Origin of the sequence: Aeromonas sp. 600948 (genome assembly GCF_049174875.1) — a bacterium.
Lineage (GTDB): Bacteria > Pseudomonadota > Gammaproteobacteria > Enterobacterales > Aeromonadaceae > Aeromonas > Aeromonas veronii_A.
This window is the reverse complement of the sequence record NZ_JAAKTY010000010.1, coordinates 36,374-61,545: the sequence shown is the minus strand read 5'-3', so window position 1 is coordinate 61,545 and position 25,172 is coordinate 36,374. Positions and strand designations below refer to the sequence as shown.

Genomic DNA, 25,172 nt, shown 5'->3' with positions numbered 1-25,172 from the left:
AAATGAGAAACTGGCACCACCTGGTTTCCTGGCCGCAAATATCGCCCGGCACAATGATTCCCCCGATTGGCCAGCACATGGTATCGAGCTGGAACCCTCTTTGACCAGTTACAGATAATTCCGGTTTTATCCGTTAATAATCAATGTGTTGAGCTTTACTTTCATCAGGTCTTGGGTCGCCTGAAATCGGGTCTGGCAGGCCATTGCTGGTGGTTTTTAGAACAGTCAGGCAAAGCGTGACGCAGATAATGGGTGGGGAGCCCGGGTTGATATCGCCGGAAAAAGGGCGGAGGGATTATTGGGAGTGAGCAGATCGCGCTGATAGACCATGAGTGATTAACGATAAGCGACACTGAAATATCATGGGGAGATATAGCAGGGCTGATATTGGAAATAGGTGGGCATCCCTGCCCGATATAGCTTCCTTGATATCATCACGCTTGTACTGACTTGATCCCGGTCAGTCGTACTTCTACCCGACGGTCCGGTGCCAGGCATTGAATGCGTTTTGCTTTGGATTTGATGCCATCGCACTGAGTGCCGGTGAGCGAGTCATCTGCACCACGTCCCTCAACCCGGATTTTGCTGGCCGGCAGCCCCTGGGAGACCAGGAAATCAGCCACTGCCCGGGCGCGGGCCTCGGAGAGGCGCTGGTTCACCTTGGCCGAGCCGATGCGGTCGGTATAGCCGATCACGATGGCTTCACCTTCTTTGGGGCGGGCGTTGGCCAGGTCCTGGTATAGCTTGTCCAGGGTCTGCAAGCCCTCTTCCTTCAGGTCTGCCTTGCCAAAGGCAAACAGCACGTCAGAGCTCAGTTCGAAGGTCTTGTCGACCATGACGGGTTCCGGCGCCGGAATGGGGCGCTCTACCGCGACCGGCTCGACATAGCTGGAGCGGAAGGGGTGGTAGACCAGCTCCAGCGTGGTCATGTTCTGGTTGGGTTTGGTGCTGGTGTGGTAGTCACTGCTGTGCAGGTCTGCCACATCAGCGATGTAACGCCAGCGGGCCTGCAGATCCAGCGCATCGGTCAGTTGATAGGTCAGGCCGGCGCCAAACAGGGAGGAGACCTTGGTATCCTTGGTGCCCAGTCCGTCGGTGTGGGCCCAGTAACCACCTGCCTCACCGAACAGACTAAGGTCGCCAGCCAGGGGAACACGGCCGATCAGGGAGAGGGTTCCCCCCTGATTTTCAAAGCGGTTGCCATCGGTGTTGCCACGCCCGGCGTAGATGTAGCCCAGTTCGGCCCCCAGATAGTCGTTAAGGTTGTAACCCGCAAAGGCGTTGGTAGCGGCGGCATCTTCGGTGCCGTTTTCGACACCGCCAATCTTGTTCAGACCCTGAAAGTGGGTGAAGCCGGCACCGGCACCAAAATAGAGATCAGCCGAGTCACCGTTTTCGGTGGCGTTGGCAGAACCGGTACCAAGACCCAGCATCAGACAGCTCACGACAAGGGCAAGCTTCTTTTGTCCAAATAACATAGATGACATCCTCATATTTTAATTTCTCGTTTTATTGCTTTGTTGCAAGCAAATGCCGACGATCAACGCATCGCTCATAATTCACATTGAATCAGAACGGTGCAGATTTGATAATCGCGGGGTGAAACAGTAGCCTGTGAGGTGGAGGAGTCAAATTATTTAAAATTAATATTTGTTATTTCTAAATAACGACAGGGTGATGGCCGTTCCGGTTCGATAAATCATGGTTAATGGCTGAGTTTAAAGGTAATTTTTCATAATTGGAGAGTGTCTTTCATTCTTTATATGATCAACGCTCGATCATTGGACAAATAGAGGTTGATTGTATGAAAAAAATATCAGGCTTGCGTTTGGTCACTGCCTTGACTGTGGCAATGGTATCTGGAGGGTATGCTGCACTTGCCTGTGCAGACGATGATGGCGGTTGGAGTGATTTGGGTCCATCCAGTCCAGCTGCGTCTTCTCCTCAGGATCAGGGTCATGGCACCATCAAGTTTGTGGGTGCCATTATCGATGCCCCCTGCTCCATTGCGCCCGAGAGTGTGGATCAGACAGTACAGATGGGGGAGATCGCCAACTCGCTGCTGAAAAAGCAGGGTTCAACTCCGCTGCGGCCGTTCGAAATCCACCTGGAAGCCTGTGATTTTGCCACCGCAGCCAGTGCGACAGTGACCTTCTCCGGGATTCCATCCGACGATACCAAGCATGCGCTGGCATTGAACGGTGGGGGGTCTGGTGGTGCGATTGCTCTGGTCAACAAGCAGTCAGGGGAAGAGATTGTGTTGGGTACGCCAACCAAGGTGTCCAGTCTGGTCAATGGTGATAACCACCTCAAATTTGGCGCCAAGGTCGTGAGCACGGTGGCTGCAGATGGTAGCAACCCACCCGTGCCGGGTGAGTTCGATGCCGCGGCAGACTTTGTCATGAGCTATCAGTAAGTCATGATCCTGAGCGGGCTGCCCAATTGGGCAGCCCGCTCAGGGGCCATACCAGGCATCGCTCAGTGGTGCTAGCCGATGGCCAGTCACCCATGGCTGTACGGTCAACCAGTTGGCAATTGCTTCCCGATCTTGAGAGGTCAATGAGTCGTTAGCTGCTTGGCACAGGTAACCGCTGAGCTCAGCGTCGGCTCCACCCCCGCCAAAGCTCCAACCTTGTAGTTCGATATAGTCCAGCCATCGATCCAGTGCCTCTTCGAAGTCGACTTGCGCTCGATCTATGGTAAAGGTCAGGTGTAAACCCAACTCCTGAAATTCATCGAGATGCAGTTTTTTGCGCAAGCGGCGGGAGCGTTTTTTATTCAGTTCTGAGGGTTGAAATGTCATGTTGAACCTCTGAATCGTGTTGGTGGCCCATCAGTTGGGGTGAGACCTCCGAGGTGGTGCCAGCATAGGCCGTCGAAGCACACATTCGGTCCAGGTCGCGTCTTGCCACCATGCCCAGGATTTAGGCCGTTGAAGGGATAAGGTCTGATAGTTCGTGGAATTAAGAGGGATTGCAGGACTCATGCTCACAAACTAGTGCAGCTCGATCCACCATGCCAAGCAACAGAAAGGTCAAGCGCCTCTCTTGACTCTCCCAAATATATCGACTCAGTCACCAGCGCACAACGCACAGGCCTCCGTGTACCTGATGTCTGTGTTGCTGCCTGCAATGGCTGCAGCGATGATTGTAAACGCCAAGCGAGCCCTGTCAGTACCCAGCCACCAGCAAGTCTAAGGTTTACGCACTGATGACGGAGGATCACTTTACCTCTGGTCTGCATGTTCAGTAAGTTGCGATGATCACTTTCAATATTAATATGTTACTGATTTTATTTAAGTTTATTGTTTTTGGTAATTATTTACATGTGTTTTTAGACTTTGCGTTTATGGTAACCGATCCCTGCCATTGATGGGCATCCTAGGGGGGGGGGGACCAAATACCTATGGTGCTTTTTATCTATTAGATGTGATGGCTTTTCGTATGTAACGCCGTGCTGTCGAGGGATTCAGATTGTTTTCCCTCGCATACTGGGCAATGGTGATATCTCGATGTTTCGACTGCAGAGCGTAGCGTCTACAGTGGGTCTCCCACTTTTCACTCATGGACCGTCGCTTCAGTTCCAGTCTTGCTGTCTTATGATGCAGCTTATGCGTTTGTATATAGGCCTCTACCGACAGGCCGTTTTCAGCCTGCTCAGATTGGTATTGTTGACGATGACGTTCCCAGAAGCGTCGCCTTAGCTCCGCACTGCCCAGATCCCGAAACTTTACATAGACGAGTCTCAAATCAAGTTTGTATAGCTCTGCGTAGAACTTGATGCTGATACCTTGAAGCAGCACCAGATTGGCAAAGTTCTCCTGATGATGACGCCAGAACACCTTGCGTTCATAGAACCCCATTTCGCTCGGTTTCCTAATGCGGGTTGGGATTCTCGGAGCATAAATTCGGCTTTTCATCGTTCATTGCTTCCTGATACTGCGACTGATTTGGTAGTCCTTGACCGCTGGTGGCCGCTTTCCCTTGTCTTTGGTTTTGGCCAAATAGCTTAAGCGGTAGACAAGCAATCTATGTTCATCCAGGCGATCACGGTGGACGAAGTAAAAGGGATTCATCGGTAGGGCTAGGTAGCCATATGTCCATTCTGCTTTGGCTAACCGGTAGACATTGTCAGAGTGCTTGACCTTTTGTCCGTCCAAAAACAGGGCCAAGTGGTAGTGTTGGGCTGCGGATTTGGCTTTCTCTCTGACCCAGATGTAACCGTGATAACAGGGGCCGTAGTGCTGGATCAGTGTTGATTTGAACTGTCTGCAGAAACGACTGATGGGTTGATTGTTGTCTGTGCCCTGTTGCATTTTAAGCTCCAGGCGGATGGCAAGTAACTTGCTGGTCTTGCTAAAGAATCTTTCCAGTAATCGGAAGATGCCATCCATGATGTCCCGCCTGATACGTATGTTGTTCATGACCGCCCAAGCATGGCCTTGATACTCATAGTTCAGGGGAAGAGTCAAAGAAGAATCGTGATGAATACCGGGCATATATTATCAATATCCTGAAGCAGTGATGGCGGCTGGGTGCAGTTAACCCCCCGCCGATCGTGGACGGGGTGCTTTGCAAGCAGAGACTAGGCCTTGGAGAAAATCGGGGATGATGTGCCAGTTTGTTACATTCGGTGCCAAATAAAGGAGGCTGCTGCCCCCATTTATTCTTCAATCCACTGTTAACAGCGCTTCAATTTGCTGCCTTGTCCACCCCATGATCCGTCCGTTGCTATGTTTGAGCGGTGCCGGGAGCTTGGCCAAAGCGAGCCACCGGTAGATCGTCGTTCTGGAGCACCCCAGCACTCGCTGCAGGTCTTTGTGTTTGAGAATGGGTTGCAGCGTTCCGCTGTCTGCCGCCGCCAACGAACGATAGCTGAAGGGTGATTTGGCCATCACTTGCTCTCCATCAATTCTGCGAGCCATTGTTGGTATACCGACTCTGGCCAGCCGACTGTTTTGCCATGGATCTTGATGGGTTCGGGAAAAACCCCGTCACGAACCCATGCCCACAGAGTGCGGCGATTGCGTCCGACAAGGTCACAAACTGTTGTAATGGAAAGTATTTTTTGAGAATTCATGGTTCACCTCGTCTCATTGGATTTGATGAGTGCATCTTCTCGGAATTATTTTGAGATGTGAGGTGAGTAAAGGCTAAATCACGGTGAGTTAGGTTAACTCACCGTGATGGTCGTTAATTTAACCAATCTCGGATGGTGTTTTTGTCGACATTGGCCAACTGGCTCTGTATTTGATCTCGTGGCCTTGAGCACATCAGCGTTTGAATCGCTTCTGCAATCGCGGTATTCGACCACTCTTCAAACGGCCTGTTAGCCAGAAAGAGAAAGCCTGCCGAGGTGTGCGCACACCGTTTGATAAGCTGCTTGACCAACTCCTTATCAGGACACTGTAGAGCGTGACGCAGCTCGATGACCAGTTGGTGATAGTGAGAGGATGTGAAGGTATCCCGATCAACGGCGATGGTTGCCAGCACGTCATCATGCTCCACCAGCAATTCCGTCAGAAAGATGAGCATTGCATGTTTTTTGGGGGAATATCTGGGGTGTTTGTTGAGGGCTGTAATCCCCGAACGAGATGAATGCCGGGCCGTGTTGCTGAATAGTTGCTTCACGCTCTCATGAGTCAACCACAAGTGCTCGGGAAATACACGGCAATCTGGCACCTCGGGGTTTTTGGCAGAGGTAACTGGCACAATGGAGACCTGAAAGCCATCAATGGGATTGTTGAGGGTGAGCAGATAACCGTGTGTCACAAAGAAGGAGCGGAACTCCACCATCCCGTGAGTTTCCAACTGCTTGGCAAAGCTGTGGCCCACAGTCCAGAGTCCGGAAGCCTTGGCCATCAAGGTTAATGGATAGGTAACCCCGCCGTAACTGAAGCGGTAGAACATGGGGACGCCACCAAACAGTTTGCTTGGACGCACATCATTAAAGTGGAGTCGTGCCAGCCCAAATTCACCCTGAGTGATCTTCAGCGTCGCATTGACCAACCGGTCCTGAGCTCCCATCTGCTTGTCGAAGGCATCATTTGGCTGTGCTGGGTCCAGGTTGCGTACGATGACGGCACATTCTGACTCTTCTAGCATCAAATAGAGCGTGGTCTTCTGATTGGCTGCCCAATGGATTATGTCTTCTACCTTGCAACCCAGTTCGCTGGCTGCCTTGGTAATCTTGAGGTAGTCGGTGTCCGGTAAATTGCATCTCTTCATAGTTATTGATGTCGCCATGCAGCCTTATTTAAGTGGATGATATTGCTGCTGGCGGTAGAGTTCCAGATTATTGACTGCCATAACTCGAGGGTGGCTTTTTGTTCTGATAGCCGGTGGTCGTGAATATAATGACTCATGACTCCCTTTAGACTATGGCCGGCAATGATTTCGATCACATGTGGGGCGATCCCAGCAGTTGTGAGATGGGTTGCAAGAGAGCGTCGTAAATCGTGGAAGGTCCAGAAAGGGCTATGTCCAAGTCTTACTGACAACTTGTGGCCGTAGGTCGCCACCGTGCTCACTTTCTTGAGCTGGCCGAGAAGATAGGGCGTTTTGTTCTTTTTTGCGGTTGCGATAAGTTCGGCGAGCATCGGTTTGAGTCGCTCAGGTATGGCGCGGACAATTTTGTGGTCCGTTTTTGAATGTTCGATAGGAACGGTCCATATCCCTGCGGCTAGATCCCACTCTGTTATATGGGATTCCCGCACTTCACGTGTTCTTGCTCCGAAAGATAGTAGCAAGAGAGATAGTGCACGATAGTAGGTGTTGGAGGAGGGGCTTTGGATCCATTCCATCAGAGCGTGGATTTCTGCAAGACTCAGAACGCGATCCCTTTTTCCACCCCGTTTACCTACATCTGCAATAGTCAGGTCATTGAGTACATTCGAGACGGCATAGCATCGAACACGGCAATACTTCAGCGCCTGTTTGGAGATCTGGAAGAGCATGCCAGCGGTAACAGGTACCTGCTTGTTGCATTCATCAAAAGCCACCAGCCAGTGTCTGGTCTCACAATCGATGAGTGGGAGATAGCCTATCTTGGGAAAGATCCATTTTTGGAATTGTTGCCGGATCTTTGGGGCATTCTTTCTGTTTTTAGCTGCGTAGTTATCCAGCCAATAACAAATCGCATCTTCTACCGTGACTGGTTTCAGTCGTTCTTCTTTGGCCAGTTTGAGCATCAACGCTGGATTGTGTCCGGCCGCTAGCCATCCTTTACATTGCTCGGTTTTCCTGCGGGCTTCTTCAATATCGATCCCTGCGCTGTTGTTGGTGAACTTCCCCAAGGTCACTTCCAGATTTTTCCCATTAAAGCGATAGCGGAAAACAAAGCTGACTGACCCGCTTGGATGCCAGAAGGCATTCAGTCCATCGCCGCGATCCACTTTACGGATGGGCTTCTTGCCGCCGTGGGGGGTGCCAAGCATTTTCCTGAGTGCAGTGACCACTAATGCCATTTTATACCCCCACAAAACCCCATAAAAAACCCCACATATGTATCCCTAACTGGTATCACCTCCCATCACCTGATGGGACATGAATTCTCAGTGGGCCTTATATATCATGGGGCTTTTGTAGGCAAGGTGGGTTTTAATTGGACGTAACGAAACGTCAGTTGAGTTCTTCGATGGAGAACTCGCCAGCGATACCATCACAGGAGATGGCGAAACCGCCGCTGAAGCGGGTGCTGAACTGGATCAGAAACGCATCATTGTCGTGCTCTTGCACAGGCAGGTTGATGGGTTTGCTGCGACGCAGGGGCTTGTGTGTTTGTACTGCTTTCATCATGGTATTTCTCTATATAAATTAAGTGTTTGCTCCTTGTATTGGCAAATGTCAGGTCAATGGGCGCGGTCGATTGGGTGAACGACAAGCGCGCAGGAATACCCAGCCCGGTTAAGGGGCGTCTGCACTTTCAAGGAATATGCTGATGCATAAATCAAATTGGGTGGGCAGATCGGGTCTGCACCGTGAGAGCCGGGCAACGCAGGCAGACAGCCTGACGGTTCTCAAGGCGAGTAAATCAGAAGAAGGTTATGCGGGTACTGGCAGGATTCATCGTGAGGTGAAGCATTGCAGGGCAAACATAAACAGGCTGATTAACTAGCCGACGCGCATTCTCTCCTCGAAATGAATAAAAAGCAAACAATAATTTGCCTATGTTGAAGTCAGTACGCTTTTCCTCTGTGTAATCAAGGTGCTATCAGCAGCAAATATCCACAGCTATCAGTCATAAAAAGAGGGCTCCCGACGGGAGCCCTCTCTCATTCTGCAATCAGCACAGTGGGCCGACTCAGTAGTCGCCACAGGCCTTCTTGGCAGCCGTGATCATCGGGGTGATGGTCATGCCTTGCACCACGATGGAGAACATCACCACCGAGTAGGTCATCACCAGGATGACCTCCCGCAGGTCGACGCCGTGTTCCGGGATCATCATGACGCCGGAGGGGAGTGCCAGTGCCATCGCCATCGCCAGACCACCGCGCAGGCCACCCCAGGTGAGGATCCGCACCGAGAAGGTGTTGTAATTGCGGAATCGGCGGAAAGCCACATAGGGCAGCGACACGCTGATAAAGCGGGCGCCCAGGCAGAGCGGCACCGCAATGACCAGCAGGATCCAGTCACGCCAGGCGAGATCCAGCAGTACCAGCGCCAGACCGATCAGCAGGAACAGCAGGGCGTTGAGGAACTGGTCCATCAACTCCCAGAAGTGATCCAGGTGATGGCTGCTCTGCTCGGAGAAGCCGGAGTGACGGGTCCAGTTGCCGATCATGATGCCGGTGACCACCATGGCCAGTGCGCCGGAGACGCCGATCATGTTGGCAAAGGCAAAACCGGCGGTCGGGATGCAGAGGGTCAGCAGCAGCTCCAATGAACCGTCGTCGGTGGCGCTGATCATCACGTGGGCGATGAGGCCCAGCACGGCACCGAACAGGATGCCGCCGAGGGCTTCGTGCAGGAACAGACCGGCCACGCTACCGAAGGTGGGCTCGACACCGCCAAAGGCGACGGCAAACACGGTAGCGAAGATGACGAGGCCAACACCGTCGTTGAACAGGGATTCCCCTTCGATCTGGATGGCGATCTGGGGTGGCGCTTTCATCTTCTTGACGATGGCCAGTACGGCAATCGGGTCAGTGGGGGAGATCAGCGCGCCGAACAGCATGCAGTAGACCAGCGGCAACTCCCAGCCCAGCAGCTTGGCGATAAACCAGAAGCCGTATCCGATGAGGAAGGTGGAGAGCAGGGTGGCAATGATGGCCAGAATGGTGATCTCCCACTTCTGGCTACGCAGTGCCTTGAGGTTGATGCCAAGGCCGCCGGCGAACAGCAGGAAGCCCAGAATCCCCTTCAGCAGGAAGTTCTGGAAGTCGATGCTCTCCATGGTCTTGACGGCAAGAGGTTCCAGATTGAACCAACCCAGTTTGCCAAACAGCACCAGCAGTGCGGAGATCAGCATGGAGCCCGCAGTAATGGCGATGGTGGTCTGGATCTTCACAACATACTGGTTGGCAAAGGCGATAAAAATCGCCAACGCTGCCAGAAAACAGAGTGTGTAGTAGACGCTCATAGTTATTTTTTTCTCGTTGGTAGACAGCAAGCACGTATCCCTATGCAGGACGGGCATAGGTTACTCTCGGGCCCTATGTTACTCATTACCCATAAATGAGTATATGGTGGCGCATTTGGACTGATAGACGGCTAGATTTCCATTTTATTTGTTTGCTGTTAGGATGCTGTTTACGCAGTTGCATGGATGTAAGAGGAACACGCGGTGGCGAATGAAAAGTCGAACAGAAAGTCGGATGTGACAAACAAGCTGGAAGCCTGTCTCAAGGAGCGGATCCTGATCATCGACGGGGCCATGGGCACCATGATCCAGGGCTACAAGCTGGGGGAGGCGGATTATCGTGGTGAGCGGTTTGCTGACTGGCATACCGACATCAAGGGCAACAACGATCTGCTGGTGCTGACCCGCCCCGCCGTCATTCGCGAGATCCACGAGCAGTATTGCGCCGCCGGCGCCGACATCCTCGAAACCAACACCTTCAACGCCACCCGCATCGCCATGGCCGATTACGAGATGGAAGATCTCTCGGCCGAGATCAACCGTGAGGCGGCCCGCCTGGCCCGCGCGGTAGCGGACGAGTGGACGACGAAAGAGCCCTACAAGCCTCGCTTCGTGGCAGGGGTTTTGGGGCCGACCAACCGCACCGCCTCCATCTCGCCGGATGTGAACGATCCCGGCAAGCGCAACGTCACTTACGACCAGCTGGTGGCCGCCTATACCGAATCGACTCATGCCCTGATCGAGGGTGGCGCCGACATCATTCTGATCGAGACCATCTTCGATACCCTCAACGCCAAGGCGGCCGCCTTCGCGGTGGATCTGGTATTCGAGGAGCTGGGCTACAGCCTGCCGGTGATGATCTCCGGCACCATCACCGACGCCTCCGGCCGTACCCTCTCCGGCCAGACGACCGAAGCCTTCTACCACTCGCTGCGCCACGTCAAACCTATCTCGTTCGGGCTCAACTGTGCGCTCGGGCCGGACGAGCTGCGGCAGTATGTGGAGGAGCTGTCGCGCATCAGCGAGACCCATGTCAGTGCTCACCCCAACGCCGGTCTGCCCAACGCCTTTGGCGAGTACGATCTCGATGCCGCCGAGATGGCGGAGCATATCCGCGAGTGGGCCCAAAGCGGTTTTCTCAATATGGTTGGCGGCTGCTGCGGTACCACCCCGGCCCATATTCGCGCCATGGCGGACGCCGTGGCGGGCATCAAGCCGCGCGCTTTGCCCGAGTTGCCGGTGGCCTGCCGCCTGTCGGGTTTGGAGCCGCTGATCATCACCCCCGAATCCATGTTCGTGAACGTGGGGGAGCGCACCAACGTCACCGGTTCGGCCAAGTTCAAGCGGCTGATCAAGGAGGGGCTCTACGACGAGGCGCTCGACGTCGCCAAGCAGCAGGTGGATAACGGCGCCCAGATCATCGACATCAACATGGACGAGGGGATGCTGGACGCCGAAGCGGCCATGGTGCGCTTCCTCAACCTCATCGCCGGTGAGCCGGACATCGCCAGGGTGCCTGTGATGATCGACTCCTCCAAGTGGGAGGTGCTGGAAGCGGGCCTCAAGTGCGTGCAGGGCAAGCCGGTGGTCAACTCCATCTCCATGAAAGAGGGGGAGGAGAAGTTCATTCAGCAGGCGAAACTGCTGCGCCGCTACGGCGCCGCCGTCATCGTGATGGCGTTCGATGAAGCGGGGCAGGCCGATACCCGCGCCCGCAAGTTCGAGATCTGCCAGCGTGCCTACCGGATCCTGGTGGATCAGGTCGGTTTCCCGCCGGAAGACATCATCTTCGACCCCAATATCTTCGCGGTAGCGACCGGCATCGACGAGCACAACAACTACGCGGTGGACTTCATCGAGGCGGTGAAGGACATCAAGACGCACCTGCCTCACGCCATGATCTCCGGCGGCGTCTCCAATGTCTCGTTTTCGTTTCGCGGCAACGAGCCGGTGCGCGAAGCCATTCACGCCGTCTTCCTCTACCACGCCATCAAGAACGGCATGGACATGGGGATCGTCAACGCCGGTCAGCTCGCCATCTATGAAGACATTCCGGCGGAGCTGAAAGAGAAGGTCGAGGCGGTGGTGCTCAACCTCAATGACAATGCCACCGAAGAGCTGCTGGCCATCGCCGAGAAGTATCGCGGTGCCGGTGCCCAGGCTGAGGATCCGCGGGATCAGGAGTGGCGCAGCTGGCCGGTGGGCAAGCGGCTGGAGCACGCACTGGTCAAGGGGATCACCGACTTTATCGAAGAGGATACCGAAGAGGCACGCGCTGGTGCCGAGAAGCCGCTGCACGTCATCGAAGGGCCGCTGATGGATGGTATGAACGTGGTCGGCGATCTGTTCGGCGCCGGCAAGATGTTCCTGCCGCAGGTGGTGAAATCGGCCCGGGTGATGAAGCGGGCGGTCGCCTATCTGCAACCCTATATCGAGGCGGAAAAATCGGGTGGCTCCAGCAACGGCAAAATCGTGCTGGCGACCGTGAAAGGGGATGTGCACGACATCGGCAAAAACATCGTCGGGGTGGTGCTGCAGTGCAACAACTTCGAGATCATCGATCTCGGGGTCATGGTCCCCTGCGAGACGATTCTCAAGACGGCGCGGGAAGTGGGGGCCGACATGATCGGTCTCTCCGGTCTCATCACCCCGTCGCTGGACGAGATGGTGCACGTGGCCAAGGAGATGGAGCGCCAGGGCTTCAAGCTGCCGCTCTTGATCGGCGGTGCCACCACCTCCAAGGCGCACACCGCAGTGAAGATCGAGCAGAACTACTCGGAGCCGGTGGTCTATGTCTCCAACGCGTCTCGCGCGGTGGGGGTAGCCCAGAGCCTGCTCAGCCCGGATCTCAAACCCGACTTCGTCGCCCGCATCGACAAGGAGTACGAGATCGCCCGCGAGCAGCACGCCCGCAAGCAGCCGCGCTCGCGCCCCATCACGCTGGCGGAGGCGCGTGCCAACCGCCATCAGCTGGACTGGGCTGGCTATGAGCCGCCGAAGCCCCGCGAGCTTGGTGTGCAGAAGTTTGAGAACGTGCCCATCTCGGTGCTGCGCCCCTACATCGACTGGACGCCGTTCTTCCTCAGCTGGGAGCTGGCGGGCAAATTCCCGCGCATCCTCGAAGACGAGATTATCGGTGAGGAGGCGACCAGGCTGTTTGCCGATGCCAACGCCATGCTGGATCAGCTGGAACAGGATCAGAGCGTGCGCTGCGCCGGCATCATAGGCCTGTTCCCGGCCAATGCGGTGGGGGACAGCATCGAGGTCTACAGCGACGAATCGCGCAGCGAAGTGAAAAAAGTGCTGCACCACCTGCGCCAGCAGAGCGAGAAGCAGGGCTTCCCCAACTACTGTCTGGCGGACTATGTGGCGCCGAAAGAGAGCGGCAAAGCCGACTGGATCGGCGCCTTCGCGGTGACCGGCGGCATCGGTGAGGAGGCTATCGCCAGGGCCTACAAGGCGGATCACGACGACTACAACGCCATCCTCATTCAGGCGGTGTGCGACCGTTTGGCCGAGGCGTTTGCCGAGTACCTGCACGAGCAGGTGCGGAAAGTGCACTGGGGCTATGCCCCTGAGGAAGCGCTCAGCAACGAGGAGCTTATTCGCGAGAACTATCGGGGCATCCGTCCGGCGCCGGGTTATCCGGCCTGCCCGGAGCACACCGAGAAGGGCACCCTGTGGGAGTTGCTGGATGTCGAGCAGGCTATCGGCATGCAGCTGACCGAATCCTACGCCATGTGGCCGGGGGCTGCGGTGTCGGGCTGGTACTTCTCCCACCCCGAGAGCAAATACTTCGCGGTGGCGCAGATCCAGCAAGATCAGGTGGAAGATTACGCCGTTCGCAAGGGGATGATGCTGGCAGAGGCCGAGCGCTGGCTGGGGCCAAACCTGAGCTGACTCCCGCGTGACACCGGTTGATCTTTAACGAGAAACGGCGGCATCCTTGCACGGGTTGAACAACCTGCGCAGAGCCGCCGTTTAACCTGTTGGTCACAGTGATGTGGTAGCGTGCGGTTTGGTGTGGTTTGTCTTGTTGTCAGGATAAACAATTGGCGTTGTCTTGGCGCTGTGGCACCTTATACTCTCCCGCCCCATCCTGCCCAGGCACAGCCTTCTAGCGGAATTGTCATGAAGATCGCCATTTTATCCCGTGAGCCGAAAAACTACTCCACCCGCCGTCTGGTCGAGGTGGCACAGGCGCGCGGTCATCAGGTAGAGGTGCTCGACACCCTGCGCTGCTATATGAATATCGCTTCCCACAACCCCTCCATTCACTACGAGGGTGGGGAGCTGGGAAGTTATGACGCTGTGATCCCGCGGATCGGGGCCAGCATTACCGCCTACGGCACCGCCGTGCTGCGCCAGTTCGAGATGATGAACACCATGGCCCTCAACAGCTCGGTGGCCATCAGCCGTTCCCGCGACAAGCTGCGGGCGATGCAACTGCTCTCCCGCCACGGCATCGGCCTGCCCATCACCGGCTATGCCCACAGCACCCACGACGTGCCCGACCTCATCACCATGGTGGGCGGGGCGCCGCTGGTGGTGAAACTGCTGGAGGGAACCCAGGGGATTGGCGTGGTGCTCTGCGAGACCCAGAAAGCCGCCGAGAGCGTGATCGAGGCCTTTATCCAGACCAACAACAACATTCTGGTGCAGGAGTATATCCGCGAGGCCAATGGCGCCGATATCCGCTGTCTGGTGGTCAACGGCAAGGTGGTTGCCGCCATGCGCCGCCAGGCACAGCCGGGTGAGTTTCGCTCCAACCTGCACCGTGGCGGTACTGCCGAAGCGATCAAGATCACCCCGGAAGAGCGCGCCACCGCGGTGCAGGCCGCCAAGATCATGGGGCTGGATGTGGCGGGGGTAGATATCCTGCGCAGCGCCCGTGGCCCGCTGGTGCTGGAGGTCAACTCCTCCCCCGGATTGCAAGGGGTGGAAGCCGCCTCCGGCAAGGATGTGGCTGGCAAGATCATCGAGTTCCTCGAACTCAAGGCGAGCCGCAAGAACAAACCGGCGGAGTGAGCCTCAGGCTTGCATCCGTCAGATAGAAACAGGGTGCCCTCGGGCGCCTTGTTTTATTGGTATGAATCCTTTTATATCTGGTCAGGTTTATGTGGGCTGCTTTCCCCCAATTGCGCAAGATAGCACTCAAGATTACTTGTGACTTTCTGCAGAACCCTTGGTAGATATGGAATTAGAGCTGTGAATTCAGACTGTTCTGGGCCGCCATGATAGTGTCTACAGTGCTCAAGGATGGCGTCTTGCTCTTCTGTTGTAAGCAGCTTCAATGGGTCACGGTTGTTGTAATCATGTAAGTTGGATAAGTGAATGAATGCGCACCCAAATTTATAAACTGATTGAGTCCAGCCTTGGAGCTGCTGAGCTAGCTCAACCATTTCTCGGTCTGTTACGTTGCCTCTACGATTAGATTGCTGCCATTTTCGGCCATTTACTGAATCCTCTATCAGTTGAGTTTGTCTGGATGGCTCTTGGCTTAGTAAGTAAATGACTCGCACCATTGAGTCTAATTCTTGCCGAAGTACAGCAATCATTTGGCTTGGGATATTCGCAGTACTAAGAACCTCCATTGCCCTTATATGTTCATTGGAACGATGACGTATTTGCCGGATAAAGATTTCTTTTTCACTCATGTGAATTGGACCTCATCTCTAATTGGGCGCTGAATACGCCATTCTCCAGCCGGGTGTCGATCTGCCAGCCCAGCTTCTCGCAGATGCGCTGGATGATGGTGAGGCCGCAGCCGTAGCCGAGGATCTGATCCGGCGCCGCCGCCGTCGGGTTGCTGATGGTGAGCACCGGGCCACACAGCTCGATGTCGATATGTCCCTCGGCATAGCTCAGGGCATTTTTCAGCAGGTTGCCGAGGGCAATGGCGAGCAGGGAGAGGGGGGCGTTTACTTCGCTGCTCTCGTCCAGGTTAAGCCGGATATCGAGGGCCTCCCGCTGCAACAGCGGAGCGAGGCGGGCCAGCTCCTGACGGATCAGCGGGGTCACCTGCTGCAGCGGTCGCTCCACTGCCTCCTTGCGGCCCAGCAGCAGGAAGGTCTCGGTGAGCAGTGCCATCTCGTCGGCGGCGGCGCGGATGCGGGTGGTGGCGCGGGCGGCCGGTGCGGGCAGATCCGTCACCTTGCCGAGCAGGGCCGCCGAGCCCTGGATCACCATGTTGGGGGTGCGCAGCTCGTGGCTGGCGAAGCGGCTGAACTCCTGCTCGCGAGCGAACACTGCGCTCACCTCCTGCTTGCCGGCCAGCAGCGCCAGCTCGATATCCCGCAGCTCCTGCCAGGGGGCGTCGGGCTCGAAATCCGCCTGATCCGGGGTGAGGTGGGCGACCCTCTGTTGCAGCCGTTGCAACGGCCCTGTGATATGGCGTACCAGCCAGATGCCGAAGCCGAGGCAGCCCAGCAGCAGGGTCACCCCGATCAGCCGGGTCGCCAGATGCAGCTTGTCTTCGTAGGGGTCGAGGTAGTCGTCGGCGTCGTCATTGAACACCAGATAGAGCAGTCCCTCGCCGGAGGGGTGACGGGCCACCAGAAAGTGTTTGTCCTCCTTGCCCAGCTGATGCTCGAAAAAGCCGGGGGTCTGGTAGGGCTTCAGCCATTTCGGCAGGCGGCCTGCCTCGGTCCAGTAGCTGGAGAACTGTCTGGGGCTCGGGGCTGCGGCGGCCGGGCCGAGTCGCAGCCAGTCATCGCTGTAGCGGGTCACTTCGGCTTCCAGCCAGTGGCGCAGGCTCAGCTCCTCCATCTTGTCTTCGGCCACCAGCATCAAGCCGGAGAGCAGGATCAGCAGCACCACCCCGGCGCCGCCGAGCGCCATGATCAGGCGGCGACGCAGGCTCGGCAGGCTCATGCGCTCACCAGTCGATAGCCCTGACCGTGCAGGGTCTCCAGCATGGGAGTGGGGAAGGGCTTGTCGAGCGCGTTGCGCAGGGCGTAGATATGGCTGCGCAGGGCATCGGAGTCGGGCTCCTCATCCCCCCAGACGGTGTCGAGCACCTCCTGACGGCTGACGATGGCGGGGGCGCGGCGGGCCAGCAGGGCGAGGATTTGGAACGGGATCTTGCCGAGCTTGAGGGGCTCACCGGCGCGGGTGGCGCGGCCGCTGGCGACATCGACCGTCAGATCGCCAAAGCTGATGGCCCCCACATCGCCGCGCGGGCCACGCAGGCTGAGGGCTTGCAGTCGCACCTCCAGCTCCTCCATGGCGAACGGTTTGACCAGATAGTCATCCCCTCCCGCCTTGAAGCCTGCCAGCTTGTCTTCCAGGCTGTCGCGGGCGGTGAGAAACAGCACGGGAGTGGCAATCCCCTGCTCGCGCAGGCGCGCTACCGTGCTGAGGCCATCGAGGCGCGGCATCATCACATCCATGATGATGACGTCGAAACGCTGATCCTCCAGCAGTTGCAGCGCCGCCTGACCGTGATAGGCACAATCGAGGCGGTGACCGGCCAGCTCCAGATAATCCATGATGGTTTCCGCCACCTGAGGATTGTCTTCCACTACCAAAATCTTCATGCTTTGCTCTCCTGGTTGGCGAGCGTTTCACGCTCTTTTCACACCGGATTCGGCATCCTGTTTGCCAGTGTAACCCCGAGGATCCCTGATGAAGAAGTCTCTCTGCGCCCTTCTGTTGCTGATCTTGTTGCCACTTGGCACCGCACAGGCGACCGAATTCAAACTGACCGGCCGCACCACCTGGCAGCTTGGCCAGTTGATGGTCAACGGCATGCCGTTCGTGATCGACGACCAGACCCGCTTCAAGGATTGGCTCAACGAGGATGATCTCGGCGGCACCTGGGTCGAGATGAAAGGGGTGGTGGAGAACGGCGTGCGCTATGTGCGCAAGGTTGAAGCCCTCGACGAAGATGACAAGGACGAGATGGATCTGGAGGGGCCGGTGGAAGGGGGGCGGATCTGGGGCTACACCACCTCGGATAACAGTCTGGCGCCGTTCGAAGGGCGCTGGCTCGAGCTGGAGTGCAAGTTTGACGGCATGCGCCTGAGCCGTTGCCGCGAGGATGACTGATCCGATCTCTGCGTTCCGATTAGAAATGCTCCCGAATGAAGCCCATGCTTGTCCAGCATGGGCTTTTTGTTCAGGGACGAACGAAGATGGAACAATCGAGAAAGTGGTGTGCATGGATGCTGGGAATGCCGCTCTGGGCGGCGCAGGCAGGAGCCGACGAGTTGTGGCTGGTGGAGCTGGAACACAACGATGGCATTCGGCTGCAATTTCAGGGGGCCGAGGTGGAGCAGGGCAGTGCCGCCATCTGGCGGCAGGGGGAGATTTGGCCGCAGCCACTCAAACCCGGCGACCAGCTCGCCCTGCTGGTGGCCGATGGCGTTGCCACCCGGATTGAGCTGCTGGGCGCCAGAGCCCCGCGGGCCAATCAGCCCTGGCAGCGGGCGCAAGATCGCCTGCAATCCTTCGATGATCGGCAGCTCACGCTGGCCACCCTGGGCACAGTGCCACTCAATCCGCAGGTGCGCTGGGTCAACGGCTCGGTCGCCGATCTGCACGCCGGGAGCGAGCTGGTATTGATCCGTTCGGCGGATGGAATATTGCAGGGAATTGAAGTGATCAATCCGGAAGAGTAATTCAGTATCTTCTTATTTAATATGGTTTCACCATATTGTGGCAGCCATTAAATAATGACTGTCACAATATTTATGATTTATTCCTCAATAAAGTCATCGCTCTAATTATTTTCCTGTATCACCATTATTTTGTTTGTCATGGATATTTTTTGGTGGTTTATTTTATTTGTGTCAGGTTTTGTCGGAGTCCATACCTGTCAAATGAAAAAGGATATTTCTACACAATAACAATTATCGTATGTCTGAAAGAGGGATAAATGATGAATAGAATAATTACCGCCAATCTGGCGTTTTTGGCGTCTTCATTGATGCTCGCTCAGGTGCAGGCGGCTGAACCTGTCTACCCTGATCAGGTCAAGTGGGCGGGTCTTGGCACGGGCGTCTGTGCCAGTGGTTACCGTCCTCTGACCCGTGATGAAGCCATGAGTATCAAGAGTAATCTGGTCAGCCGCATGGGGCAGTGGCAGATCACCGGGCTGGCTGATCGCTGGGTGATTATGGGGCCGGGATATAATGGCGAAATCAAACAGGGCACTGCCGGAGAAACCTGGTGTTATCCCAACTCACCGGTTTCCGGAGAAATACCAACACTCTCTGACTGGAATATTCCGGCGGGTGATGAGGTCGATGTTCAATGGCATCTTGTCCACGACAATGATTATTTTATCAAGCCAGTCAGTTATCTCGCCCATTATTTGGGATACGCTTGGGTAGGTGGAAATCATAGCCCTTATGTCGGGGAAGATATGGATGTTACCCGGGTTGGCGATGGCTGGCTGATAAAGGGAAATAATGATGGCGGCTGCTCCGGATATCGTTGCGGGGAGAAGAGCTCCATCAAGGTAAGCAACTTCTCATATACTCTGGAACCCGACTCCTTCAGCCATGGTCAGGTCACCGAGAGCGGCAAGCAGCTGGTCAAGACCATCACGGCCAATGCGACCAACTACACCGACCTGCCCCAGCAGGTGGTGGTGACCCTGAAGTACGACAAGGCCACCAACTGGTCGAAGACCGACACCTACAGCCTGAGCGAGAAGGTGACCACCAAGAACAAGTTTCAGTGGCCGCTGGTGGGTGAAACCGAACTGGCCATCGAGATCGCAGCGAGCCAGAGCTGGGCTTCCCAACACGGGGGCTCGACCACCGAGACTGTCTCGGTTGAAGCGCGCCCCACGGTACCGCCTCACTCCAGCCTGCCGGTGCGGGTTGCTCTCTACAAGTCCAACATCTCCTACCCCTACGAGTTCAAGGCCGAGGTCAATTATGACCTGACCATGAAGGGCTTCCTGCGTTGGGGCGGCAATGCCTGGTATACCCATCCTGAGAATCGCCCCACCTGGGAGCACACCTTTGCCGTCGGCCCGTTCCGCGACAAGGCGAGCAGCATCCGCTACCAGTGGGACAAGCGTTATATCCCGGGTGAAGTGAAGTGGTGGGACTGGAACTGGACCATCAGCGAATATGGTTTGTCGACCATGCAGAATAACCTGGGTCGTGTGCTGCGCCCGATCCGTTCGGCGGTGACCGGTGACTTCTATGCCGAGAGCCAGTTTGCCGGCGATATCGAAATCGGTCAGCCCCAGACCCGTTCCGCGGCCTCTGCTCAGTTGCGTAACGCCTCTGCTGAAGGTGTGGCTCTGACTGGTGTGGATCTGGATCAGGAGGCCCTTGCCAACGAAGGGTTTGGCAACGTATCCCTGACCATAGTGCCGGTTCAATAACCTCACTCGCAGGCCCCTTTCATAGGGGCCTGTTTCTGTTCCGCGCAAGACGATGCACTTGCTCCGTGTCCCTCGACTTTCCCTCTTTTTGTCCTCTTGTCCCTGAATGATCACAACGGGAACTTGTGGCTTACCAAGGTGATGCCAACGCAGGTTTGACCTGTACTTGGGGTGGCCCCGTGAGCGAGGCATCGTTCACTCATTTGTTGCAAGAGGCGTGTTGGCCAGATTGTTAACGGCTTGTGCTTTAGATTTTCCCCCTTATACTGGCGCCATCTTGTCGGAGTGCTGACCGTCGAACGACGCGAAGCTGAGACCGTTAATTCGGGATCCGTGGAACCTGATCAGGTTAAAACCTGCGAAGGGAACAAGGGTAACTTGCGGGTTACCGCGCCGGAGGAGGAACAAGCCTCTTCCGCTCATCAAAGGGCTCACCCTTGATGGGTCAGGGCGCACAGGAGGGAGTCTGTCCCGTCCGGTTGTCCAGCACGTGGGGCGCCTTGCCCACAGCGTGCAGAGAGCGGGAAGTGGCAGAACAGCAGCGCGGAGATCTATTCCGCACGGACTCCCTCCCGAGATAAACACCCCGCCGCAAGTTCATCTTCTCCTCGAACTCCAGACAAGCAAACACCCATAACTTCAACCAGTTAATGTGAGTTTTGCTATGTCTACTTCTGTATCTGATACCACCAAATCCAGCCGCCGCGAGCAGCGCTCCAGCGCTCAGGCCTTTATCGACAGCCTCAAGGGGATGGCTCACCCCAACTCCCGCCGCATCTTTATCGAAGGCTCCCGCGCCGATATCCGTGTCCCGCTGCGGGAGATCCAGCTGGCCGACACCTTCGTCGGCGGCACCAAAGAAGACCCCCGGTTCGAGCCCAACGAACCGGTGCCGGTCTATGACACCTCGGGCCGTTACGGGGAGGAGGGGGTCGCCATCGATGTGCGCCGCGGTCTGCCGCGCCTGCGGGAGAACTGGGTGCTGGAGCGGGATGATACCGACGAACTGCCGGGGCTCAGTTCCACCTTCACTCAGGAGCGTCTGGCCGACGAGGGGCTGGATCATCTGCGCTTCGAGCACTTGCCAAAGCCGCGCCGAGCCAAGCCGGGTCGCCGGGTCACCCAGCTCCACTACGCCCGCGCCGGTATCGTCACTCCCGAGATGGAATTCATCGCCATTCGCGAGAACATGGGGCGCGAGCGGGTGCGCTCCGAGCTCCTGCGCACCCAACATCCGGGCCGCGATTTCGGTGCCCGTTTGCCCCAGAACATCACCCCCGAATTTGTGCGCGATGAGGTGGCGGCCGGCCGCGCCATCATCCCCAGCAACATCAACCACCCGGAAGCGGAGCCGATGATCATCGGCCGCAATTTTCTGGTGAAGATCAACGCCAATATCGGTAACTCGGCGGTCACCTCCAGCATCGAAGAGGAGGTGGAGAAGCTGGTGTGGTCGACCCGCTGGGGCGCCGACACCGTCATGGATCTCTCCACCGGCCGCTATATCCACGAGACCCGCGAGTGGATCCTGCGCAACAGCCCGGTGCCCATCGGTACCGTGCCCATCTATCAGGCGCTGGAGAAGACCAACGGCATCGCCGAAGACCTCACCTGGGAGCTGTTCCGCGACACCCTGCTGGAGCAGGCCGAGCAGGGGGTGGACTATTTCACCATCCATGCCGGCGTCCTGCTGCGCTTTGTGCCGATGACCGCCAAACGCCTCACCGGCATCGTGTCGCGCGGCGGCAGCATCATGGCCAAGTGGTGCCTCTCCCACCACAAGGAGAACTTCCTCTACCAGCACTTCCGAGAAATTTGCGAGATCTGCGCCGCTTATGACGTGGCCCTGTCGCTGGGCGACGGTCTGCGTCCGGGCTCAGTCTATGACGCCAACGACGAGGCCCAGTTCGCCGAGCTGCGCACCCTGGGCGAGCTGACCAAAATTGCGTGGGAGTACGACGTACAGGTGATGATCGAGGGGCCGGGTCATGTGCCGATGCACATGATCGAGCGCAACATGACCGAGCAGCTGGAGCACTGCCACGAGGCGCCTTTCTACACCCTGGGCCCGCTCACTACCGATATCGCGCCGGGTTACGATCACTTCACCTCCGGCATCGGCGCCGCGCTTATCGGCTGGTACGGCTGCGCCATGCTCTGCTACGTAACCCCCAAGGAGCATCTGGGGCTGCCCAACAAGGAGGATGTGAAGCAGGGGCTGATCACCTACAAGATTGCCGCCCACGCCGCCGATCTGGCCAAGGGTCATCCGGGGGCCCAGATCCGCGACAACGCCATGTCCAAGGCGCGCTTCGAGTTTCGCTGGGAGGATCAGTTCAATCTGGCCCTCGACCCCGACACCGCTCGCGCCTACCACGACGAGACCCTGCCGCAGGAGTCCGGCAAGGTGGCTCACTTCTGCTCCATGTGCGGGCCCAAGTTCTGCTCCATGAAGATCACTCAGGACGTGCGTGACTACGCAGCAAAGCTGGAGGCCGTTGAGATCAAGCTGGTCGGTATGGATGGCCAGCAGGAGCAGGTGGTGGCTCAGGTGGAGAGCGGCATGGCCCGCATGGCCGAAACCTTCAAGGAGACCGGCGGCGAGATCTACCATCAGGCGGCGGCGCTGAAACAGGCTGCAGGGGAGGAGGCGTGAGCAGTGCAAGCGGGGCTGTCAGCCCCGCCGATCTGCTGCCTGTGACGGACTCGCTACCTGTGGTCTGGACCATCGCCGGTTCAGACTCCGGCGGCGGCGCCGGCATTCAGGCCGACTTGCACACATTGCACGACCTCGGCGTGCACGGCTGCTCGGTCATCTCCGCCATTACCGCCCAGAACTCGGTGGCGGTGAAGATGGTCGACCCTGTGCTGATGCAGACCTTCACCGCCCAGATCGACGCCCTTGGCGTCGATCTGCCGCCTGCCGCCATCAAGATCGGCCTGCTGCCGACCCGGCTTCACGTTGAGGTGCTGGCCCGCCGACTGGCTGCCATCGAGGCTCCCTTCGTGGTCTACGACCCGGTGGCCATCGCCAGCACCGGCACCCCGATGGCGGAGCCCAATATGCTGGAGGCGGTGCGCGAACAGCTGCTGCCACGTCTGTCGCTCATCACCCCCAACGGCCCCGAGCTGGAAGCCCTGACCGGCTTGCCGGTCAGCAGCCCCGAGCTGGTGCGCCTCGCCGCCCGCCGTCTGCGTGAACTCGGCGCCCGCGCCGTGCTGGTCAAGGGTGGCCATCTGGAGTGGAGCGGGGAGCTGTGTCTGGACTACTACCAGGACGAGACCCGCGAATTCTGGCTGGCGGCGCCGCGCCTCGATACCCGCCACGGCCATGGCACCGGCTGCTGCTACGCCAGCGCCATCGCCGCCGTGGTGGCGCAGGATTATCCGCTGGAGGACGCCATCACCCTCGCTCGGGCCTACCTGCAACAGGGGCTGGCGGCGGCGCAGGGGGTGGGCGCAGGCCCGGGGCCCATCGCCCATCTCGGCTGGCCCGCCGATCTGGCCCACTTCCCCCGCGCCGTATTGGCGGGTTCAACCCTCGATCGCCGCTTCGGACTTTATGAGACAAGCAGCGCCCGCCTGCCGGATGACCCTTTTGCCGCCACCGAACACAACCTCGGCCTCTATCCGGTGGTGGATTCGGTCAAGTGGCTGCGCCGCCTGCTGGGGGCTGGGGTCAAGACCATCCAGCTGCGGATCAAGAATCTGCCCGCCGCTCAGGTAGCACCGGCCATTCGCGATGCGGTTGAGCTTGGTCGCCGCCATGGGGCGCGGCTCTTTATCAACGACTACTGGCAGCAGGCCATCGAGGCGGGCGCCTGGGGCGTGCATCTGGGGCAGGAGGATATGGAGACGGCCGATCTCGCCGCCATTCAGGCCGCCGGGCTGCGCCTTGGCATCTCCACCCACGGCTACTTCGAGCTGATGCGGGCCCGCGAGCTGGCCCCCTCCTATATGGCGCTGGGCCATATTTTCCCGACCAACACCAAGGCGATGCCTTCGCGCCCGCAGGGGCTGGTGCGGCTGCACCGCTACCGCGCCCTGATGGCGGAGTGGCCGACGGTGGCCATCGGCGGCATCAGCGAGGAGCGGGTGGCGGCGGTCAAGGCAAGCGGGGTCGGCAGTATCGCGCTGGTCTCGGCCATCACGGGCAGCGACGACTGGCAGGGGGCGACCGAACGGCTGCTTGCCGTCGTGGGGGCGGGGGATGAGCCGCGCTCGGCCACCGTTATACGGGAGGCAGAACATGCGCTCTGATGCCGCTTCTCTTAGTGACAAAGAGTATTTGCGATACGGCCGCCAGCTGATGCTGGCGGAAGTGGGTGAAGAAGGGCAGGCACGGCTGAAAGATAAGTCCGTGCTGATAGTCGGCCTTGGCGGGCTCGGCTCGCCGCTGGCCCTCTATCTGGCCGGGGCCGGGGTCGGCACCTTGTGGCTGGCTGATGGGGATACCGTCGATTCCAGCAACTTGCCGCGCCAGATCCTGTTCGATGTTGATGCGGTCAACCACTCCAAGGCGGAGCTGGCCCGCGAGCGCTTGGCGGCCCACAACCCGCTGGTGGAGCTGATTGCCATCAACCAGCGACTCGATGCCGCCAGTCTGCCGGAGTTTGTGGCCGAGGTAGATCTGGTGATCGACTGCTGCGACAACCTCGCCACCCGCCAGGCCATCAACGCCGCCTGCGTGGCGCAGGGCAAGCCCTGGATCTCCGCCGCCGCAGTGGGTTGGCAGGGGCAGCTGATGGCGCGCACCAGCAGCGATCACGCCTGCTACGCCTGCCTCTATCCGCTGGATACCAAGGTGAGCCAGAGCTGCGAGACCAGCGGCGTCACCGGCCCGCTGGTGGGGGTGATGGGCTCTTTGCAGGCGCTGGAGGCATTGAAACTGCTGCTCGGGATACCGAGCCCGGTCGCTGGCACATTGCGCCGCTTCGATGCTTTGACCCATCAGTGGCAGACCCTCACTCTGGCTCCCGACCCCGATTGCCCGGTTTGCGGACAGCGCCGATGCCCGACACACGATAAGGAGATCACCCCATGACCCTCACCATTCGACTCAACGATAAAGCCCAGCCGCTGGCGGCAGGGCAGAGCGTGGCCGACCTGCTGGCGGCACAAGGGGTCAACCCCCAAGGGGTGGCGGTGGCCTTTAACGGCGCCGTGCTGCCCCGTGGCCGCTGGGCCGAGACCCGTCTCAATGACGGGGATGAACTTCACCTCTTTACCGCCATTGCGGGAGGCTGAC

General features: G+C 57.9%; 23 protein-coding genes and 1 riboswitch. Of the genes, 10 read left to right on the top strand and 13 right to left on the bottom strand.

Annotation, left to right across the window (positions count from 1 at the left end):
• Positions 1 to 434: 434 nt before the first annotated feature.
• Positions 435 to 1,478 carry an OmpA family protein gene (locus G5182_RS10530; protein ID WP_421205563.1) on the bottom strand — a complete coding sequence of 348 codons (1,044 nt, stop codon included), beginning with the start codon at positions 1,476 to 1,478 and terminating at the stop codon, positions 435 to 437.
• A 326-nt stretch (positions 1,479 to 1,804) separates the two neighbouring features.
• Here G5182_RS10530 and G5182_RS10525 point away from each other — a divergent pair, with 326 nt between their 5' ends.
• On the top strand, positions 1,805 to 2,416 hold the full coding sequence (locus tag G5182_RS10525) for a fimbrial protein (RefSeq protein ID WP_421205561.1): 612 nt from the start codon (positions 1,805 to 1,807) through the stop codon (positions 2,414 to 2,416).
• Between the two features lie 39 nt (positions 2,417 to 2,455).
• Here G5182_RS10525 and G5182_RS10520 read toward each other — a convergent pair whose 3' ends face one another.
• The 9 genes from G5182_RS10520 to G5182_RS10480 form a co-directional block, all read right to left on the bottom strand.
• The gene (locus tag G5182_RS10520) at positions 2,456 to 2,803 is read right to left on the bottom strand and encodes a 50S ribosome-binding protein YggL (RefSeq protein WP_421254358.1); all 348 of its coding nucleotides are present in this window, start codon (positions 2,801 to 2,803) and stop codon (positions 2,456 to 2,458) included.
• Positions 2,804 to 3,415: 612 nt separating this feature from the next.
• Positions 3,416 to 3,919 carry a hypothetical protein gene (locus tag G5182_RS10515; protein WP_421205558.1) on the bottom strand — a complete coding sequence of 168 codons (504 nt, stop codon included), beginning with the start codon at positions 3,917 to 3,919 and terminating at the stop codon, positions 3,416 to 3,418.
• 3 nt (positions 3,920 to 3,922) lie between these two features.
• Positions 3,923 to 4,498: a YagK/YfjJ domain-containing protein gene (locus G5182_RS10510; protein WP_421205556.1), complete on the bottom strand. Its 576-nt coding sequence runs from the start codon at positions 4,496 to 4,498 to the stop codon at positions 3,923 to 3,925.
• A gap of 171 nt (positions 4,499 to 4,669) precedes the next feature.
• A complete protein-coding gene (locus G5182_RS10505; RefSeq protein ID WP_016349205.1) occupies positions 4,670 to 4,894 on the bottom strand; it encodes a helix-turn-helix transcriptional regulator in 225 nt (74 codons plus the stop codon).
• Positions 4,894 to 5,079 (bottom strand): helix-turn-helix transcriptional regulator, encoded by a 186-nt coding sequence (locus G5182_RS10500; RefSeq protein ID WP_421205554.1) that lies wholly within the window; start codon positions 5,077 to 5,079, stop codon positions 4,894 to 4,896. Before G5182_RS10500 ends, G5182_RS10505 begins: the two co-directional genes overlap by 1 nt.
• Positions 5,080 to 5,192: 113 nt before the next feature.
• A complete protein-coding gene (locus tag G5182_RS10495; RefSeq protein WP_421205553.1) occupies positions 5,193 to 6,227 on the bottom strand; it encodes a hypothetical protein in 1,035 nt (344 codons plus the stop codon).
• 2 nt (positions 6,228 to 6,229) lie between these two features.
• A complete protein-coding gene (locus G5182_RS10490; protein WP_421208862.1) occupies positions 6,230 to 7,465 on the bottom strand; it encodes a tyrosine-type recombinase/integrase in 1,236 nt (411 codons plus the stop codon).
• A 154-nt stretch (positions 7,466 to 7,619) separates the two neighbouring features.
• Entirely contained in the window at positions 7,620 to 7,796 is a 177-nt protein-coding gene (locus G5182_RS10485) for a hypothetical protein (protein WP_118854342.1), read from the bottom strand.
• Positions 7,797 to 8,301: 505 nt separating this feature from the next.
• On the bottom strand, positions 8,302 to 9,579 hold the full coding sequence (locus G5182_RS10480; protein ID WP_019446508.1) for a cation:proton antiporter: 1,278 nt from the start codon (positions 9,577 to 9,579) through the stop codon (positions 8,302 to 8,304).
• Positions 9,580 to 9,783: 204 nt separating this feature from the next.
• On the opposite strand from G5182_RS10480, the gene metH reads away from it, so the two are divergent.
• Both metH and rimK read left to right on the top strand, forming a co-directional pair.
• Positions 9,784 to 13,479, top strand: coding sequence for a methionine synthase (metH, locus tag G5182_RS10475; RefSeq protein ID WP_421254357.1), 3,696 nt, complete (start codon positions 9,784 to 9,786; stop codon positions 13,477 to 13,479).
• A 231-nt stretch (positions 13,480 to 13,710) separates the two neighbouring features.
• Entirely contained in the window at positions 13,711 to 14,607 is an 897-nt protein-coding gene (gene rimK, locus G5182_RS10470) for a 30S ribosomal protein S6--L-glutamate ligase (protein ID WP_005340088.1), read from the top strand.
• 71 nt (positions 14,608 to 14,678) lie between these two features.
• On the opposite strand, the gene G5182_RS10465 is transcribed toward rimK, so the two are convergent.
• Genes G5182_RS10465 through G5182_RS10455 form a run of 3 tightly spaced genes read right to left on the bottom strand, consistent with a single transcriptional unit; the run spans position 14,679 to position 17,117 of the window.
• Positions 14,679 to 15,236: a hypothetical protein gene (locus G5182_RS10465; RefSeq protein WP_139740289.1), complete on the bottom strand. Its 558-nt coding sequence runs from the start codon at positions 15,234 to 15,236 to the stop codon at positions 14,679 to 14,681.
• Positions 15,229 to 16,452, bottom strand: coding sequence for a sensor histidine kinase (locus G5182_RS10460; RefSeq protein WP_158113735.1), 1,224 nt, complete (start codon positions 16,450 to 16,452; stop codon positions 15,229 to 15,231). The genes G5182_RS10465 and G5182_RS10460 overlap by 8 nt, the downstream gene beginning before the upstream one ends.
• Positions 16,449 to 17,117, bottom strand: a complete 669-nt coding sequence (locus tag G5182_RS10455) for a response regulator transcription factor (protein ID WP_111900303.1) — start codon at positions 17,115 to 17,117, stop codon at positions 16,449 to 16,451. The genes G5182_RS10460 and G5182_RS10455 overlap by 4 nt, the downstream gene beginning before the upstream one ends.
• Positions 17,118 to 17,205: 88 nt before the next feature.
• Between G5182_RS10455 and G5182_RS10450 the strand changes: the two genes are divergently transcribed.
• The 7 genes from G5182_RS10450 to thiS all read left to right on the top strand — a co-directional run bounded on the left by G5182_RS10450 (position 17,206) and on the right by thiS (position 25,171).
• Complete coding sequence (locus G5182_RS10450) at positions 17,206 to 17,628, top strand: hypothetical protein (protein WP_005340092.1); 423 nt, start codon at positions 17,206 to 17,208, stop codon at positions 17,626 to 17,628.
• 86 nt (positions 17,629 to 17,714) lie between these two features.
• A complete protein-coding gene (locus G5182_RS10445) occupies positions 17,715 to 18,200 on the top strand; it encodes a hypothetical protein (protein WP_421254356.1) in 486 nt (161 codons plus the stop codon).
• Positions 18,201 to 18,460: 260 nt separating this feature from the next.
• Positions 18,461 to 19,924 (top strand): aerolysin AerA, encoded by a 1,464-nt coding sequence (aerA, locus tag G5182_RS10440; protein ID WP_227343112.1) that lies wholly within the window; start codon positions 18,461 to 18,463, stop codon positions 19,922 to 19,924.
• 271 nt (positions 19,925 to 20,195) lie between these two features.
• Positions 20,196 to 20,308, top strand: a riboswitch (TPP riboswitch).
• A gap of 280 nt (positions 20,309 to 20,588) precedes the next feature.
• Positions 20,589 to 22,580, top strand: coding sequence for a phosphomethylpyrimidine synthase ThiC (thiC, locus tag G5182_RS10435; protein ID WP_274277179.1), 1,992 nt, complete (start codon positions 20,589 to 20,591; stop codon positions 22,578 to 22,580).
• The gene (gene thiE / locus G5182_RS10430; protein WP_227341504.1) at positions 22,577 to 24,184 is read left to right on the top strand and encodes a thiamine phosphate synthase; all 1,608 of its coding nucleotides are present in this window, start codon (positions 22,577 to 22,579) and stop codon (positions 24,182 to 24,184) included. The genes thiC and thiE overlap by 4 nt, the downstream gene beginning before the upstream one ends.
• Positions 24,174 to 24,968, top strand: a complete 795-nt coding sequence (locus G5182_RS10425) for a HesA/MoeB/ThiF family protein (protein WP_227341503.1) — start codon at positions 24,174 to 24,176, stop codon at positions 24,966 to 24,968. Before thiE ends, G5182_RS10425 begins: the two co-directional genes overlap by 11 nt.
• Positions 24,965 to 25,171: a sulfur carrier protein ThiS gene (thiS, locus tag G5182_RS10420; RefSeq protein WP_139748026.1), complete on the top strand. Its 207-nt coding sequence runs from the start codon at positions 24,965 to 24,967 to the stop codon at positions 25,169 to 25,171. Before G5182_RS10425 ends, thiS begins: the two co-directional genes overlap by 4 nt.
• The last annotated feature ends 1 nt before the right edge of the window (position 25,172 follow it).

Coding starts and splice junctions, on each gene's coding strand:
- G5182_RS10480 (WP_019446508.1), bottom strand. CDS start 9,579: ATGAGCGTCTACTACACACTCTGTTTTCTGGCAGCGTTGGCGATTTTT.
- G5182_RS10425 (WP_227341503.1), top strand. CDS start 24,174: ATGCGCTCTGATGCCGCTTCTCTTAGTGACAAAGAGTATTTGCGATAC.
- G5182_RS10445 (WP_421254356.1), top strand. CDS start 17,715: ATGGAACAATCGAGAAAGTGGTGTGCATGGATGCTGGGAATGCCGCTC.
- G5182_RS10490 (WP_421208862.1), bottom strand. CDS start 7,465: ATGGCATTAGTGGTCACTGCACTCAGGAAAATGCTTGGCACCCCCCAC.
- G5182_RS10510 (WP_421205556.1), bottom strand. CDS start 4,498: ATGCCCGGTATTCATCACGATTCTTCTTTGACTCTTCCCCTGAACTAT.
- G5182_RS10505 (WP_016349205.1), bottom strand. CDS start 4,894: ATGGCCAAATCACCCTTCAGCTATCGTTCGTTGGCGGCGGCAGACAGC.
- G5182_RS10455 (WP_111900303.1), bottom strand. CDS start 17,117: ATGAAGATTTTGGTAGTGGAAGACAATCCTCAGGTGGCGGAAACCATC.
- G5182_RS10530 (WP_421205563.1), bottom strand. CDS start 1,478: ATGTTATTTGGACAAAAGAAGCTTGCCCTTGTCGTGAGCTGTCTGATG.
- G5182_RS10515 (WP_421205558.1), bottom strand. CDS start 3,919: ATGAAAAGCCGAATTTATGCTCCGAGAATCCCAACCCGCATTAGGAAA.
- G5182_RS10495 (WP_421205553.1), bottom strand. CDS start 6,227: ATGAAGAGATGCAATTTACCGGACACCGACTACCTCAAGATTACCAAG.
- G5182_RS10460 (WP_158113735.1), bottom strand. CDS start 16,452: ATGAGCCTGCCGAGCCTGCGTCGCCGCCTGATCATGGCGCTCGGCGGC.
- G5182_RS10500 (WP_421205554.1), bottom strand. CDS start 5,079: ATGAATTCTCAAAAAATACTTTCCATTACAACAGTTTGTGACCTTGTC.
- G5182_RS10525 (WP_421205561.1), top strand. CDS start 1,805: ATGAAAAAAATATCAGGCTTGCGTTTGGTCACTGCCTTGACTGTGGCA.
- G5182_RS10450 (WP_005340092.1), top strand. CDS start 17,206: ATGAAGAAGTCTCTCTGCGCCCTTCTGTTGCTGATCTTGTTGCCACTT.
- G5182_RS10520 (WP_421254358.1), bottom strand. CDS start 2,803: ATGACATTTCAACCCTCAGAACTGAATAAAAAACGCTCCCGCCGCTTG.
- aerA (WP_227343112.1), top strand. CDS start 18,461: ATGAATAGAATAATTACCGCCAATCTGGCGTTTTTGGCGTCTTCATTG.
- thiC (WP_274277179.1), top strand. CDS start 20,589: ATGTCTACTTCTGTATCTGATACCACCAAATCCAGCCGCCGCGAGCAG.
- thiS (WP_139748026.1), top strand. CDS start 24,965: ATGACCCTCACCATTCGACTCAACGATAAAGCCCAGCCGCTGGCGGCA.
- G5182_RS10485 (WP_118854342.1), bottom strand. CDS start 7,796: ATGATGAAAGCAGTACAAACACACAAGCCCCTGCGTCGCAGCAAACCC.
- G5182_RS10465 (WP_139740289.1), bottom strand. CDS start 15,236: ATGAGTGAAAAAGAAATCTTTATCCGGCAAATACGTCATCGTTCCAAT.
- rimK (WP_005340088.1), top strand. CDS start 13,711: ATGAAGATCGCCATTTTATCCCGTGAGCCGAAAAACTACTCCACCCGC.